This is a genomic window from Anabaenopsis sp. NIES-4685, assembly GCF_059725405.1.
The window spans coordinates 2,853,730-2,868,870 of sequence record NZ_AP043602.1 but is presented as its reverse complement, the minus strand read 5'-3'; the positions used below and the strand labels follow the sequence as shown (position 1 = coordinate 2,868,870).

The window sequence follows — 15,141 nt, the reverse complement described above, 5'->3', positions numbered from 1 at the left end:
TCGCCTGAGCAATAATCTGTGGTGATGATCTTTTGATTAATTATACAAGAGTGGGGAAGTCTGGCTATTTAGCGGAAAAATTCGCGCTTTTCAAAGCCAAACATATTCGCTACCAAGGAGTTAGGAAAACTTTGGACTTTTTGATTATAAGCTTGTACAGCTTGATTATAACGCCTGCGTTCCACAGCCAGGCGTAGTAGCGCGAGGCTAACTCCAGCACATCTGGGGCAATTTCTTCGGGAATTCTCTTTTCTGGATTGTTCATCATAGTATCTACCAACTACCACCAGCGCCACCGCCACCGCTACTACCGCCGCCAAAACCATCACCACCCCCACTACTACCGTCCCCGCTACTACCGTCGCCAAAACTATTACCACCGCCGCCGCTACTGCCGGAGGTAAGATAAATCACATATCCGAACAATAAAAATATTCCCACCAGTCCGAAGCTACGTAACATCACCCATATGAAAGGAGGTTCATTCTCAGTCACCCCTGCTCTAGGTACAATGCCCACTGTATCAGGTTCAGAGGCTAAAACGACTACCAGCGCCTTTGTTCCCGCTAGGATACCACCTTCAAAATCCCCTTGTTTAAATTTGGGGATAATCTCGGTATCAATAATATTTCCCACTCTAGCATCGGGTAAAATCTCCTCTACACCGTAGCCAGTTTCAATTTCTACCCGGCGATCGCCTACTGAGATTAAGAATAATACACCATTATCTTCTCCTGCTTTGCCAATTCGCCAGTAGTTAAATAATTCGGTGGCAAAGTCTTTAGGAGAAGCTGCTGATAAAGTGCTTGGTACTGTGACTACAGCCATTTCTGTACCCCTGTTCACCTCTAAATCAGAAATCATCTGATTAATTTGGGCTTGTGTATCCTCACTGAGGATAACCGCCATATCAGTTACCCAATCACTAGATTCCTGGCGGGGATTGGGGACTTCTTGAACTGTCACTGCTAGGCTAGGTAGAGGCGCAAAAATTACAGATAAACCCACAGATAAATTAAATATTATCACGCAAATATAATGGGGTTTATTCTCGTTAAAATTAAATTGCATTGGTTTGGCCTCGATATGGCAAAGGTCTAGAGATTATCTAGTTCACATCAGTGAATATCCCAAGACCGGACAGCAGGTAGAGAGAAAAACAACAAACGGATTACCCTCTACCCATTGTATTCTAGCTAGTGCCTAATGTACTTATGATTTCCCACTGGTATCAGGAAGCAGTTGCAGGAATTGGTCAATATCTCCCAAAGCTGCTTGGTAGTTATTCAAAGCCGGCTGTGTATTACCCTGTCCAGCAGCTTCATCAATTTTAACTAAGTGGTTCAGCAAATCTCGGTTTTTTTCCCGTGCTGTGGGTTGGGACGAAGGCAGGAGATTGGGAATAATATAAGTCATGCTCAACCTAGCTTCTGTCATCGGACCATGTATAAAATTACCTACATTAATCCAATCCTTTTTTTCAATCAGGGTTTTTAGTTCTGCAGCGCGATCGCGCACAGCCTGAATTTTGGGAACATATTCCTGAATTCTCTCTAGTTGAGTTGCTGAGTAGGTTGGAGGTGCAACTGTGCCACTAAGACCACCACAGCTAATAAGTAATGTGGCTAATAATACTAAAATCAGCGAAAAAATCGAGCGTTGACGCGCCATAAACTGAATTGAATTTGTTTTGTATGTGCCGACTAACAGTGTAATTTTAGATCGTTGGGGTGATTTATCGTTCTACTTCACAAGGTATTTTCCTGAAAAATCTAGTTATGGGGGTTGGTATTTTGGCTTTATTCCATAATTACTGAGTACTTTCAGGAAAATTAAGTATAATTACTCAAGATAACCCTGAGCAGTCTCCCAAGACTTAATCAGCAGTTGTTAATCTCCAGAATTGTCAAGAAAGGGAAATTTTAAATTTGCTAAGTATCAAAGGTACTGATAAGCTCCAAACACTAATATAATCAGCCTTCTGGCGGTTTTTCTGTCCTAACATTCCCCATAGTTCCGTAAAATATAGGAGTGTTTTTTCGTGAACGCATCTGAACAAGCAACAAACCTTGAACTCGCCAGCAAGATTGCTACCGTAGTGAATTTGTTTAAATTGGAGTTTCCTGATGCTAAATCAGATCTCAAACCTTGGAAGAATGACCCAGATACCAGGGAGTTGGTAGATCCAGATTCTATAGACATCGGTTTTCACTTTCCGGGAATCAGCAAATCTTGGCGCAGTCGCAGTATCTTAATTCAAATCCGCTTTTACCAAGATCCCATAAGTGACTCACGGCGTGCCATTGGTTTAGAAGTTGCAGGTTTTGACCACCGTGGTGAGGCGTGGCGACTGTCTACAGTAGAAAACTGGAGTTTTGTCGGTATGTGTGAACCTGCTCCAGAAGTCGGTGACAAACTCAAGCAGATTTGTCGGCACATTTTAGAGGTGTTTAATAAACCTAGTGATTAAGACTCATTAATCAGGGGTCTTGGTGTTTTACACTTACCATCGACACAATAGGCTGATTGATAGGTACTCTCACGCTTGCCAAAAAGAGTATAACGGTGGTCGCGGATTTGTTCATAAAAGCGATCGCCCACCCACTTCATCCCAGGTAAACCCCGGTAAGCATCTACAAATACTCTTCCCATAGGTAATAACCTCCCAATCTCTTCAGCAGCGTCACTACCTTGCCAACGTCTTTGCGGTGTATCGCCATCAATTAAAATTAAAATCATCCCCAGTTGACAATCTTGGGGGGTAATTCCCCACGGTGCTAGTGTTTGTTCATCTTGCATGGGAACGTAGCGAAACAGCCTTCCTTGGTCTAGGGTTTCTAGTAATTGCACTAGGGTAACACAGAGATTACAGTTTCCATCGTAGATAACGTAGTAATTCATAAAATTGACTTCTTTGGATGGAGGTAGATAGGTAGTGAGGAAAATAAGTACAAAGACTGAGGCAAAAGTGTTACTTTTTAAGTGGAAATAAAACCAACATCTCCCCATTCCTCAATTAGGTACACTAGAATTTAATTCTAAATCATCTAGGAATACCAAAGAGAATGTCTAAAAAGCGTAATTCACCATTACCCAGTAATCTCTTTCCCTCCCAAACTCCCTATCAGTCAGAGAACTGGGAGGAGAGAGTCGCCCAGGTAGGGTATCGCTTTAACCGACAGTATCAAAAGCAAGACTTGGAATTACCAGCAGAAATACAGGAAATGCCCATATATCAAGAATGGGTAGCGGGGATTTTGTCAGGGAGAATTGTTTCTCCTTTTTGGGAAATTGCTCAACCGAAAAAAAACCAGCAATGTTTAGATATTGGCTGTGGTGTCAGCTTCTTAATCTATCCTTGGCGGGATTGGTCAGCATATTTTTATGGTCAAGAAATCAGCACTGTGGCGCGGGATACCCTCAATTCCCGTGTCTCCCCAATTGAATTCTAAGCTGTTCAAAGGTGTAGAGTTGGGGCCAGCCCATCAATTAAACTACTCGCCCAACCAATTTGATTTGGCGATCGCTACAGGTTTTAGCTGCTACTTTCCCCTAAAATATTGGGATGCTGTGTTACTAGCAGTCAAGGGGGTGTTAAAACCAGAGGGACATTTTGTATTTGACATCCTCAACCCAGAACACCCTTTAGCAGAAGATTGGGCAGTTTTGGAAACATATTTGGGGGCTGAAGTATTTCTAGAACCGATAGCCGATTGGGAAAAAATCATCAAAGCTACTGGTGCCAAAATAGTGAAGCAGCAATCAGGAGAATTATTTGATTTATATAAAGTCAAGTTTTGATACTTTTCTAACTTTCAGAACTCCATACTGTATAACCTTAGGCTGAGGACTTAAGTATTGATCTTGAGAAGAATGAGGTCAGGTAGTAATCCACTGTGGATTATGCAGATGAACTCAATACAGGAGTTTTTTTTTATGGCTGATGCAATCCAAAACGTTGACCTAGATAGCACCATCTCCGCATTGCAAACAGACCTGACATCTATCCCTACAGACCAAGCCATGGCTATCATCAATACTTGGCAGCAACAACTCTCAGGAACTGACCTAGCTGAAGACTTGGGTGAACTGAAAGAGGCGCTCCTCAGTGGCGATGCGGCATCCATTGCGGATATTCTGGTTGACTTAGGTGAAGATACTCAAAGCGCAGCAGCTAACGCTACCGGTAACATAGCCGATAAAGTGCAGCGACTCGGAGAAATGCTTTGTCAAGCTGGTAATTCTTTGGGCTAGTTGTAAATCTTTTCCATTTCATCTAGGATAGCAGACATAATGGGCATGAGCAACTGTGTCTCTACCCACAGTACCCACTGTATACAAGCAAACAACCTAATAAGTTGTATCCCTGAGTACATTGTGAACTGGCAAGTCTTAACTGATAATTGTTAAGGAACCTCACCCCCCTTTGATTTCCGGTCAAAGTCTCCCCTGGGGTGGGGTTCTTTTTCAGGTTCATACAACAGTAAATATATGGGCTACAACGGCAAAACCCTGGCGGAACTTTATCAAAATACACTCCTCAATGACGTACTGCCATTTTGGGAAACATATTCCCTGGACTGGGAGCATGGCGGCTATTTCACCTGTTTAGACCGCAGTGGTCAGGTTTATGACACAGATAAATTTATCTGGTTACAAAATCGTCAGGTGTGGACTTTCTCCATGCTATGCAACCAGCTAGAAAAACGGGAAACCTGGTTAGCAATTGCCAAAAATGGGGCGGATTTTCTGGCTCAACATGGCAGAGATACTGATGGTAATTGGTACTTTGCCCTTACCCGTGCAGGTCAGCCACTGATAGAACCCTATAATATATTTTCTGATTGCTTTGCCGCCATGGCATTTAGTCAATACGCCTTAGCTTCTGGCGCAGACTGGGCTAAAGATGTGGCGCTGCAAGCCTATAACAATGTTTTGCGCCGTCAGGATAATCCTAAAGGCAAATATAACAAGACCCATCCGGGTACACGCCCCATGAAGTCCTTGGCTGTACCCATGATTTTAGCTAATCTCACTTTAGAAATGGCATGGCTGCTACCCAGTGAAACCCTTGAGAATGTCCTAGCTACCACTGTTAAAGAAGTGATGACGGGTTTTCTTGACCAGGAACGGGGACTGATGTATGAGAATGTCACCCCTAACGGTTCTCACATTGATTCCTTTGAGGGGCGGTTAATTAATCCCGGTCATGGCATTGAGGCTATGTGGTTTATTATGGATATCGCTAGCCGGAAAAATGATACTGATACTATTAATCAAGCTGTTGATGTGGTGCTAAATATCCTCAATTTTGCCTGGGATAATGAACACGGCGGATTATATTACTTTATGGATGCAGAGGGTCATCCCCCCCAGCAATTGGAATGGGATCAAAAACTATGGTGGGTGCATTTAGAATCTTTAGTTGCATTAGCCATGGGCTATCGCTTGACGGGGCGTGAGTCTTGTTGGCAATGGTACCAGAAAATGCATGATTATACTTGGTCACACTTTGCTGATCCTGAAGGTGGGGAGTGGTTCGGTTATCTCAATCGTCGTGGGGAAGTGTTGTTAAATCTCAAGGGCGGTAAGTGGAAGGGGTGTTTCCATGTACCCCGTGCATTGTATCTTTGTTGGCAACAGTTTGCAGCGCTCAGTTAACTGGGATTTTTCCCAGTATAGCCTCTGTGCAAGGTCTGTGGGGAGTGGTACAGGTAAAAGAAGATGACAAAAGAGATTAATTTAATTGCTGTTGCGGATAAATTCACACATCAAGGTCAGGTTGTAGCCATTCAGTCTTTGGGGAATGGTAATATTAATGAAACTTTTCTGGTAACTCTCAATTGTGCCAAGCTACAGCATTTTGTGTTGCAACGCATTAATACCCAGGTGTTTCGGCAGCCGGAATTGGTAATGCAGAATATGCGTATTGTCACAGATCATGTTGGCGATCGCCTTAAAGATAGCCCAGTTAATCGCCCCTGGAAGTTTCCCCGGGTTTTATCAACTGAAGATAGTCAAGACCTGTGGTTAGATGAGAATGGCCGCTGTTGGCGAGCTATTAGCTTTGTGGAAAATGCCCAATGCTTCGACACCCTGGAAGATAGTTACCGCGCCTCAGAAGTCGGCTATGCTTTGGGGATGTTCCATCATCTCATCAGTGACCTACCGCCAACAACACTAGCGGATACTTTACCAGGGTTTCATATTACACCACTTTATCTACAACAGTATGAGGAGATCCTGGCAAAAACTCACCCACACCTATCACCAGAAGTCAATTATTGTTTACAATTCGTTAGCGATCGCACCAGTTTTACAGATATTTTAGAAACTGCCATCAGCAAGGGTAAACTACCATTACGCCTGATCCACGGCGACCCTAAAATCAATAATGTGTTGTTTGATCGAGCGACTCACAAAGCAGTCAGCCTGATAGACCTGGATACCGTCAAACCGGGATTAATACATTATGATATTGGTGACTGCGTGCGATCGGGTTGCAATCCCCTGGGAGAAGAAACCCAGTATTGGGAACAAGTTTATTTTAATACAGAACTATGTCAGTTAATTCTACAGGGTTATCTGGCCGTGGCTCAAGATTTTCTCACAGAGAATGACTACACCTACATTTATGATGCCATTAGGTTGATTACCTTTGAGTTGGGATTGAGGTTTTTTACTGACTATTTAGCTGGGAATATTTATTTTAAAGTCAAATATCCAGAACACAATTTGGCTAGGGCTTTAGTTCAATTTAAGCTGACTGAAAGCATCGAATCTCAACAAACCACAATTAGCCAAATTATCCGAGATTTGAGATGAGAAATCAGACATTTTCCTTACTACCCTTTCCCTCACAGCAATTCTTACCCAATATACAGATTATAGGTAATATCCACCGATATGCAAATCAACTTACCCTGAATTACCAAGTTATCGGTGACTTACAACAGCTTGTGATTCCTCCGTTATCAGATACACCAACCCGTCACCATGAACTATGGAAAAATACTTGTTTTGAGTTTTTCTTGGGTATTAAAGGTAATCCACAGTATTGGGAGTTCAACCTTTCCCCTACTGGACATTGGAACATTTATCACTTTGATGGATACCGTCAAGGGATGAGAGAGGAAACAGCTTTTGATCTTCTTCCCTTTACTACCCAGTACCAAGGAGATAGTTTAACCCTGGTTGTGGATCTTGATTTGGGTCAAATCATCGTCATAGAACAGGAAATAGAAGCAGCAATTACTACTGTGATAGAAGATAAAAATAGTAATATTACTTACTGGGGATTAACTCATAGTGGGGTAGAGCCTGACTTTCATCGGCGAGATAGCTTTATGATTGATTTGTAACTATTCATCACCAACGGGGAAAACTAACTCAAACTTAGTTCCTTGTAGCTGTGGGTAAGGGTATGTAGTCACATAATTTGTGATGATTTTTTGTAAAATTTCTGCATAACTTAAAGCTGCTGCTAGCTGTTCCCAGCTAGGAGTTCGAGAAAATTTAATTCCCCGTTCTTTAGCTGCTTGGCACACCCATTATAGGAGCCATACTGTTGTAGAAGTTGATCTTTATCTAGTAAATTGGGTGCAAAAGGTAAAGCAGCTATGGGGGGTTCATTGCTCTGGTAAACTTCCTGGTCTAGTTCATTTATGGCCACTTGCGCAACTGTGTAAATGGCGGCGGAATTGTGCAAGTCTCGTTGGTAATTGTCCTTGAGAACCTCTAACAGTTGATTGAGGCGTTTTTTACCCATGATTTTTATGACTCATTATCTAAAAGAGATTTTCCGATTGAACGGGGGTCTTGAGACATTTGTGGTTTGTCGTCCGGTTCCTCAGTGATAAAAGGAGAGAAGGATACAGCAGATGGTAATTTTACTGTTTCCTGGGTCTTTTCTTCCCGCCACCATAGTACAATTGATTTAATTGCTTGCACCAATTTGAAGAACCTGCTGGGAAAAGATAAATAACTCCAGTGTGCTTGTTCTGGATTCTCAATATCTGAGACAGAATCAAAGGCTGTAGAAAGTTGGTCTACAATAATTTAATGAATTTATAGTCATTTATGTACATTTGTAGTATAATATTATTATGAATGTACGATCATTAAATGAATGAAACTATCTGATTATGCAAAAAAGGTAGGGATAAGTTATAGAACTGCGTGGCGTTGGTACAAATCCGGCGTAATCACAGGTTATCAACAACCTACAGGAACCATAATTATTAATCTACCTGAAACTAACCAAAACCCTAACAAAGTTGTAGCTATCTACTGCCGTGTTTCTGATAATGGTTCAAAAGACAACTTAGAAAGACAAGCTGAAAGGTTAACCCAATATGCTACAGCTAGGGGGTACACAATATATAAAGTTGTTAAAGAAATCGGCAGTGGGTTAAATGACAACCGCAAACAGTTGTCAAAGCTTCTAAAAGACGATAAGTATAATATTCTTCTGGCCGAACACCCTGATAGAGTAGCAAGGTTTGGTTTGAACTATTTAAGAGGATGTTTGGAAAGTATTAAACAGGTAATTTTTATCTTAGGGAACAGGGAACAGGGAACAGGGAATGGGGAATGGGGAATGGGGAATGGGGAATGGGGAATGAGGAATGGGGAATGGGGAACCGAAACAATCAAATCCAATCCCCTCCCCTTACAAGGGGAGGGTTAGGGTGGGGTCAAACAATAGTTGATACACTAATCATACCTTTTAAAACATCCTCTAAAGATTCTTCTTAATAAACTAGGTAAAGACTTGGAAATTGTTAATCAAGCTACTGAAGGTAGAGATGAACTAATGCAAGATATAGTATCGATAATATACTCGTTTAGTGCAAGGATGTATGGGTTAAGAAGAGCAAAGAGAAAGACAGAACGTATCACTCAGGAGTTACAAAATGAATCTGATTGAGCGTCATGTTATTAAACCAAGTCACCCAGCATACAAAGAAATAGATGAACTTTGCTTTAAATCGAAGAACCTATACAATGCTGTTAACTTCATAGTTAGACAGGAATACATTCATAACAACAAGCATATTAATTATGCGGGAGCCTATCACCTAATCAAAGAATCTGTTGATTATAAAGCTTTGCCAGCAAAGGTAAGTTGTCAAATCATTAAATTAGTTGATAGATGCTGGCTTTCATATTTTGCAGCTATTAGTTCTTTTACGACCAACCCTGATAAGTTCAAAGGTCGGCCTAGACTACCTGGATATAAACATAAAACAAAAGGTCGTTGTGTGGTCATTTACCCGGCACAGGGTATTAGCAAAAAAGGGTTAAAAAAAGGGTTATTACAACCTTCAGGTACAAATATATCTATTTCAACTGCTATTCAAAGTAAAGTTAAAGAACTTAGATTAGTACCTAGAAGTGGATTCTATGTAGTAGAGGCTGTTTATGAAAAGAATGAAGTAGTCACAGTTAGGAATCAATATATTGCAGCTATCGATTTGGGGCTTAATAACCTGGCCACCATAGCTGCAAACAAAAAAGGCTTTCAGCCGTTGATTATTAATGGTCGCCCATTAAAGTCAACCAATCAATTCTTTAATAAACAAAAAGCCCAACTCCAATCGAAGCTTCAAACTCAAGACCCCAATAGATACACCTCCAACAAAATATCCAATCTTCTCACCAAAAGAGATAGTAAAGTTGATACCTATCTACACCAAGCTAGTAGAACCATTATTAATTACCTTCGACAAAATCAGATTGATACTTTGGTGATTGGTAACAACAAACAGTGGAAGCAAGATATTAATATTGGTAAGCGTAACAATCAAAATTTTGTTCAGATACCGCACTATAAATTTATCCAGCAGTTGGTTTATAAAGCTAACTTAGCTGGCGTTAAAGTTATTATCAACGAAGAAAGTTATACCTCTAAGGCTAGTTTTCTTGACCTTGATAATATCCCCGAATACCAAAAAGGGGCAGAACGTGTATTTAGTGGTAGAAGAGTAGCTCGTGGGTTGTATAAAGCTTCTAATGGAAGGTTAATAAACGCTGATTTAAATGGGGCGTACAACATATTAAGAAAAGCAGTCCTGAACGCTTTTGCAGACGGGATAGAGGGGTTAGGAGTAACTCCAATCAGGTTTACCCCTGGTAAAGTGACTTTGTAGATTTGTCTATAATTTCACAAACTCTAAATATCGGCTCATGGAGCCAATTTCATTTTCCATTTCTACCACAGTCTGGCGGTAAACTTCGGCAACTTCTGTTTTTTCCTGTTTCAGTTGGTTAATTAGAACTTGCATCCGTTGTTTATGTTCTTTATTTCTGCGGAGCAACTGGGAACGACTACGATTTGTGAAAACTAGACAAGCTCGCATTTCTTGATACAAGATATCAACTTCATTGTTGTTAAGTCCCTCAATGGTTTTGGGAAACTCTGTGGCGGAACGAAACCGTGCAGATGATTGATTCTTTTTTTGCTGCATAGGATTATTTAATGTTTGCTTTTACCTACTTGGGGTTAAAAGCATGAGCAGATATGGGAACTTCCACTTGATTCGTTGAAAGTAAATTTACATAAGTATATCAATATAACTGTTAAATTATATATCACAATATGACTGTATTCTGAACCCCAATGTTTTGATTTATCAATGCTTACCCTAATATCTATCTGAAGATAGATGACATAGATCACATATCAGTATTATTATTTTTTGCCTTTAGCGATGGATGGAATGCTCACCCCGCTGTTGCTCAGTGAAATAGGGAAATGAATTGCTCTACTAACATAGAACAACAAGTGATTGCACAAAGGGTTAATTATGCTCGAACATGATGTGATTATAGTCGGTGGTGGATTAGCCGGATGTCGTGCTGCGGTGGAAATTGCCCGTACTGACCCTAGTTTAAATGTGGCTCTGGTGGCTAAAACTCACCCGATACGTTCCCACTCGGTAGCAGCTCAAGGGGGAATGGCGGCCTCACTCAAAAATGTTGATTCAGGAGATAGTTGGGAAGCACACGCTTTTGATACTGTCAAGGGGTCTGACTATTTAGCAGACCAGGACGCGGTAGCAATTCTCGCCCAAGAAGCGCCAGATGTGGTGATTGACTTGGAACACATGGGTGTTTTATTCTCGCGGTTACCTGATGGTCGGATTGCTCAACGGGCTTTTGGCGGACATTCCCATAATCGCACTTGTTACGCTGCGGATAAAACTGGTCACGCGATTCTCCATGAGTTGGTGAACAATTTGCGGCGTTATGGTGTGCAAGTTTATCAAGAGTGGTATGTGATGCGCCTGATTTTAGAATCAGGTGAGGTGAAGGGTGTGGTGATGTTTCACTTGCTAGATGGACATATAGAAGTATTACGAGCTAAGGCGGTAATGTTTGCGACTGGTGGTTATGGTCGCGTTTATAATACCACTTCTAATGATTATGCTTCTACGGGTGACGGTTTGGCTATGACTGCTTTGGCTGGGTTACCTTTGGAAGATATGGAATTTGTGCAATTTCATCCCACTGGTTTGTATCCGGTCGGGGTACTGATTTCTGAAGCTGTGCGGGGAGAAGGGGCTTATTTGATTAATAGTGATGGCGATCGCTTTATGAAAAATTACGCACCTAGCCGCATGGAACTCGCCCCCCGTGATATTACCTCACGGGCGATCGCCTATGAAATTCGCGCTGGTCGTGGTATTCATCCTGATGGTAGTGCTGGTGGTCCGTTTGTTTATCTTGACCTGCGACACATGGGTAAAGAAAAAATTATGAGTCGTGTCCCCTTCTGTTGGGAAGAAGCACACCGTTTAGTAGGTGTGGATGCTGTAACTCAACCTATACCCATTCGTCCCACTAATCACTATTGTATGGGTGGTATCCCTGTGAATACAGATGGTCAAGTCCGCAGCAGTGGTGATCATTTAGTAGAAGGATTTTTTGCTGCTGGTGAAACCGCTTGTGTATCTGTCCATGGTGCTAACCGTCTGGGTAGTAACTCGCTGCTAGAATGTGTAGTTTATGGTAAGCGTACCGGGGCGCGATCGCTGAATATGTCCAGAAACGGCGGTTACCCAATGTAGATGAGCAAAGTTACATTCAACAAGCTCACGCAGAAATACAAACCTTAATAGAACAACCAGGAAAATATCGAATTAACCAAGTGCGTCAGGCTTTCCAGGATTGCATGACTGAGCATTGTGGTGTGTTTCGCACCGCCGAATTAATGGGCGCAGGTTGGGATAAAATAACACAATTGCAACAGCAATATTCTGAGATTTATTTAGATGATCAGGGTACTTGCTGGAATACAGAACTAGTAGAAGCCTTAGAACTAAAAAGTTTAATAGTAGTAGGAAAAACAATTTTAGCCTCAGCTATAAATCGCCAAGAAAGTCGCGGTGCACATTTCCGCGAAGACTATCCCCAGCGGGATGATGTCAACTTTCTGCAACACACCATGGCTTATTATTCTCCATCGGGTATTGATATTCAATATCGCCCAGTGGTGATTAATATGTTTGAACCAAAGGAGCGCAAATATTAGGAAGTTTTCGCACTCGAAACCTCATTACTAATTTGACAACACCTGGTAAAAGACCTTTTGAGGTTAAGCTTCCCCGGTTCAGAAAACCGGGGAGTGTGAATACTAAATTGTAGTAATATTAAGAAATCAATATTTATTTTAATATTAATAGTTTATTCTTCTATAATTCCCGTTGATATGGGAATATTCACCCTGATAACCTCAAACTAATGGGAAGCATACACCGCTATCATATTCACTCTTAAACCGCTCACAAGAGGGAGTATTCACAGTTTACAGTCCCGTCAAGATCCAAACAAAATTTATTTATGGCAACAAAATTTCTTCCCTATGCACTAGCATCAATTGTTGGTGCTGCACTTGCTAGTATAACGGTTTTACAAATCACTCCTCTCCAAGCCCAAACTCAATGTCCCGAGGTAACTAGACCAGAAATTGCCGAACTGTTTGACCGATGGAACGGGTCTTTACAGACAGGTGACCCAAATAAAGTCACTCTCAACTATGCGAGAAATGCTATTTTGTTGCCTACAGTTTCTAACAAAGTGCGACGAAATCATGAAGAAATTCAGGACTATTTTGTAACTTTCTTACAAAAGCAGCCCGTAGGGCGTATTAATTACAGCAGTATTCGCCTGTATTGTGGTGTAGCTATTGATTCAGGAACATATACATTTAAACTTACCAGTAATGGTCAGACTCAGGAAGTTCCAGCCAGATACACCTTTGTTTATAATAAAGTTGGCGATCAATGGCTCATAGCAGAACATCACTCTTCAGCTATGCCAGAAACAGTTAGCAGTGCTCAATAGTAGGCACAGCTTCTAAAAACATCCAGTGGAGTTAAGCAAGAATAAATATTGCTTGACTCCTACCATGAATAGGTGTATAATTAAGTCTATAGAGAAGGGGAGTAGCTTTAAAATAAAGTCACTTTATTTTAAACATCTGAGTCAACACACTGGTGATGAACCTGGTTCAGATGACAAATGATAATATGATAAATATTTGATTTGGCAGCGAGACCTTCACTGAGTTTACACAAAAAATTGTGTGTAGCTCTCAGTGAAGTTTTGCCACTCTCATTGAAGCTCCACACAGGTAAAAAATCCTTCAGGAGTTAAAGAGAGTGTTAACAGCATTTACAGCAGGTTTGTTACTAATTACAGTTTCCGAGTTAGGGGATAAAACATTTTTTATAGGCGTAATTTTAGCGATGAAATACTCGCGTAAGCTGGTATTAATCGGTGTAGCCGGCGCACTAGCCGCCATGACAATTTTGTCTGTCATATTCGGGAGGTTTGTATCTTTCTTACCAGAAATTTACCTCAAGTATGCGGAAATAGCATTATTTCTAGGATTCGGGATCAAACTGCTCTATGAAGCTAGTAAAATGCCTGAGTCAGGCTCCGAGATAGAAGTAATCAATGAGGCCAAAGAGGCAGTATATAAGGCAGATTTACAAAGAAAGTCAAAAAGCCCCTTAGCAATTTTCATAGAAGCCTTCACCCTGACATTTATAGCAGAATGGGGCGATCGCACCCAAATAGCCACAATTGCCCTAGCAGCCAGATATAACCCTGTGGGAGTAGCTGCGGGTGCAGTGTTAGGGCATATAATTTGCACTGCGATCGCCGTGATTGGAGGTAAACTGATTGCCGGACGTATTTCGGAACGTCAACTCACTTTTACTGGCGGATGTCTATTTCTGATTTTTGGCATCCTGGCTGCTATCAGAGTGTAATTTATCACTGTAAATCTAGTTACTCTCCTGGTTTTGTGGGCGATGGAGTAGGCGCAGAAGTGGGGGGAGCCATAGCCCTATTAACTTGATCTTTGTACTGAGCAGGTGCTAAAGCCAGGGCGTTATCAAATAAAGGTTGAGCTTCATCTGGTTTACCCTGTTCTCTGAGGAGCAATGCTTTTGCTAAAACGGGACGAAAATCTTGAGGATCATTCTTAATTGCTTGCTCATAGATAGAGGTAGCTTCCCCATAGCGTTTCTGGGAAACGTGAACAGTACCTAATAGAACCTGTACAGCTCCCCTATCCAAACTTCCCGTTTGGGTTGTCTTTCCAGAAAGAGTGTCTTCGAGCAAACTCACAGCCTCATCAGGACGTTGCTGTTTGAGCAACAGAGCCACCAAACCCCGTAAAGCGTTCAACTCACCGGGGTTAGTGGTTAAAACTGAGCGGTAAGCTTGGGCTGATCCTTCCTGGTCGCCTATTTGCTGCTTGGCTTCGGCTAATAGCACCCCATATTGAGACCGTTCTGGATTAAGTTGAGTGAGTTTTTCTAGAGGTTCAATGACTGCTTTAATATCACCTTGATTTAAAGCCAGAAGTTGTAGCCTCACCTGCAATAAACCATTGAGCGCAGTTTGATTTTCTGGCTCCCGTTGTAAAACCAACTCATAACTTTTTGCTTGGTCTTGCAACTGTGATAATTGCTCAGATGAGGCTGTGCTGACAGGGGTATTTTCAGTTGAGGGCGGGGGATTTTTCAAGGATCCAATAATCGGAATTAGGGAAGCACCTAGAAAGGAAATAGTTCCCAAGGCTAAAACAATCTTAATTTTCCAAGTATTGCGCGGTTGAGACACAGT

17 protein-coding genes and 2 pseudogenes are annotated in these 15,141 nt (G+C 41.6%); 11 read left to right on the top strand and 8 right to left on the bottom strand.

What is annotated here, in order from left to right:
• Positions 1-68: 68 nt before the first annotated feature.
• The 3 genes from AC6IZ0_RS12350 to psbQ all read right to left on the bottom strand — a co-directional run bounded on the left by AC6IZ0_RS12350 (position 69) and on the right by psbQ (position 1,710).
• Entirely contained in the window at positions 69-320 is a 252-nt protein-coding gene (locus AC6IZ0_RS12350) for a LemA family protein (RefSeq protein ID WP_271733343.1), read from the bottom strand.
• The gene (locus AC6IZ0_RS12345) at positions 274-1,071 is read right to left on the bottom strand and encodes a TPM domain-containing protein (RefSeq protein ID WP_497723156.1); all 798 of its coding nucleotides are present in this window, start codon (positions 1,069-1,071) and stop codon (positions 274-276) included. Before AC6IZ0_RS12345 ends, AC6IZ0_RS12350 begins: the two co-directional genes overlap by 47 nt.
• Positions 1,072-1,212: 141 nt before the next feature.
• A complete protein-coding gene (psbQ, locus tag AC6IZ0_RS12340) occupies positions 1,213-1,710 on the bottom strand; it encodes a photosystem II protein PsbQ (RefSeq protein ID WP_497726050.1) in 498 nt (165 codons plus the stop codon).
• Between the two features lie 331 nt (positions 1,711-2,041).
• Here psbQ and AC6IZ0_RS12335 point away from each other — a divergent pair, with 331 nt between their 5' ends.
• Entirely contained in the window at positions 2,042-2,470 is a 429-nt protein-coding gene (locus AC6IZ0_RS12335; protein WP_271733347.1) for a Tery_1686 family protein, read from the top strand.
• Here the strand turns inward: AC6IZ0_RS12335 and AC6IZ0_RS12330 are convergent.
• Positions 2,467-2,901 carry a thiol-disulfide oxidoreductase DCC family protein gene (locus AC6IZ0_RS12330; protein ID WP_497723155.1) on the bottom strand — a complete coding sequence of 145 codons (435 nt, stop codon included), beginning with the start codon at positions 2,899-2,901 and terminating at the stop codon, positions 2,467-2,469. The genes AC6IZ0_RS12335 and AC6IZ0_RS12330 overlap by 4 nt on opposite strands.
• A gap of 164 nt (positions 2,902-3,065) precedes the next feature.
• Here AC6IZ0_RS12330 and AC6IZ0_RS12325 point away from each other — a divergent pair.
• The 5 genes and pseudogenes from AC6IZ0_RS12325 to AC6IZ0_RS12305 all read left to right on the top strand — a co-directional run bounded on the left by AC6IZ0_RS12325 (position 3,066) and on the right by AC6IZ0_RS12305 (position 7,361).
• Positions 3,066-3,801 (top strand): annotated as a pseudogene (locus AC6IZ0_RS12325) (class I SAM-dependent methyltransferase).
• 135 nt (positions 3,802-3,936) lie between these two features.
• Positions 3,937-4,254, top strand: coding sequence for a hypothetical protein (locus AC6IZ0_RS12320; RefSeq protein ID WP_271733351.1), 318 nt, complete (start codon positions 3,937-3,939; stop codon positions 4,252-4,254).
• A gap of 237 nt (positions 4,255-4,491) precedes the next feature.
• Entirely contained in the window at positions 4,492-5,661 is a 1,170-nt protein-coding gene (locus tag AC6IZ0_RS12315) for a n-acyl-d-glucosamine 2-epimerase (RefSeq protein WP_271733352.1), read from the top strand.
• 63 nt (positions 5,662-5,724) lie between these two features.
• A complete protein-coding gene (locus tag AC6IZ0_RS12310) occupies positions 5,725-6,825 on the top strand; it encodes a phosphotransferase enzyme family protein (RefSeq protein WP_497723154.1) in 1,101 nt (366 codons plus the stop codon).
• Positions 6,822-7,361, top strand: coding sequence for a DOMON-like domain-containing protein (locus tag AC6IZ0_RS12305; RefSeq protein WP_497723152.1), 540 nt, complete (start codon positions 6,822-6,824; stop codon positions 7,359-7,361). Before AC6IZ0_RS12310 ends, AC6IZ0_RS12305 begins: the two co-directional genes overlap by 4 nt.
• Before the next feature lie 122 nt (positions 7,362-7,483).
• Here the strand turns inward: AC6IZ0_RS12305 and AC6IZ0_RS12300 are convergent, their stop codons facing one another.
• Together AC6IZ0_RS12300 and AC6IZ0_RS12295 are read right to left on the bottom strand one after the other, a co-directional pair.
• Positions 7,484-7,768, bottom strand: coding sequence for a hypothetical protein (locus AC6IZ0_RS12300; protein ID WP_497723151.1), 285 nt, complete (start codon positions 7,766-7,768; stop codon positions 7,484-7,486).
• 5 nt (positions 7,769-7,773) lie between these two features.
• On the bottom strand, positions 7,774-7,953 hold the full coding sequence (locus AC6IZ0_RS12295; RefSeq protein ID WP_497723149.1) for a hypothetical protein: 180 nt from the start codon (positions 7,951-7,953) through the stop codon (positions 7,774-7,776).
• Between the two features lie 175 nt (positions 7,954-8,128).
• Here AC6IZ0_RS12295 and AC6IZ0_RS12290 point away from each other — a divergent pair, with 175 nt between their 5' ends.
• Together AC6IZ0_RS12290 and AC6IZ0_RS12285 are read left to right on the top strand one after the other, a co-directional pair.
• Complete coding sequence (locus AC6IZ0_RS12290) at positions 8,129-8,689, top strand: IS607 family transposase (RefSeq protein ID WP_497723148.1); 561 nt, start codon at positions 8,129-8,131, stop codon at positions 8,687-8,689.
• A gap of 226 nt (positions 8,690-8,915) precedes the next feature.
• Positions 8,916-10,151, top strand: a complete 1,236-nt coding sequence (locus tag AC6IZ0_RS12285) for an RNA-guided endonuclease InsQ/TnpB family protein (RefSeq protein WP_497723146.1) — start codon at positions 8,916-8,918, stop codon at positions 10,149-10,151.
• 6 nt (positions 10,152-10,157) lie between these two features.
• Here AC6IZ0_RS12285 and AC6IZ0_RS12280 read toward each other — a convergent pair whose 3' ends face one another.
• A complete protein-coding gene (locus tag AC6IZ0_RS12280; protein ID WP_497723144.1) occupies positions 10,158-10,469 on the bottom strand; it encodes a hypothetical protein in 312 nt (103 codons plus the stop codon).
• A gap of 339 nt (positions 10,470-10,808) precedes the next feature.
• Here AC6IZ0_RS12280 and AC6IZ0_RS12275 point away from each other — a divergent pair.
• The 3 genes and pseudogenes from AC6IZ0_RS12275 (at position 10,809) to AC6IZ0_RS12265 (ending at position 14,279) form a co-directional block, all read left to right on the top strand.
• A pseudogene (locus AC6IZ0_RS12275) lies at positions 10,809-12,535 on the top strand (succinate dehydrogenase/fumarate reductase flavoprotein subunit).
• 308 nt (positions 12,536-12,843) lie between these two features.
• On the top strand, positions 12,844-13,347 hold the full coding sequence (locus AC6IZ0_RS12270) for an SgcJ/EcaC family oxidoreductase (RefSeq protein ID WP_497723143.1): 504 nt from the start codon (positions 12,844-12,846) through the stop codon (positions 13,345-13,347).
• Between the two features lie 317 nt (positions 13,348-13,664).
• Entirely contained in the window at positions 13,665-14,279 is a 615-nt protein-coding gene (locus AC6IZ0_RS12265; RefSeq protein WP_497723141.1) for a TMEM165/GDT1 family protein, read from the top strand.
• 19 nt (positions 14,280-14,298) lie between these two features.
• On the opposite strand, the gene AC6IZ0_RS12260 is transcribed toward AC6IZ0_RS12265, so the two are convergent.
• A complete protein-coding gene (locus AC6IZ0_RS12260; protein ID WP_497723140.1) occupies positions 14,299-15,138 on the bottom strand; it encodes a tetratricopeptide repeat protein in 840 nt (279 codons plus the stop codon).
• Positions 15,139-15,141: the final 3 nt, after the last annotated feature.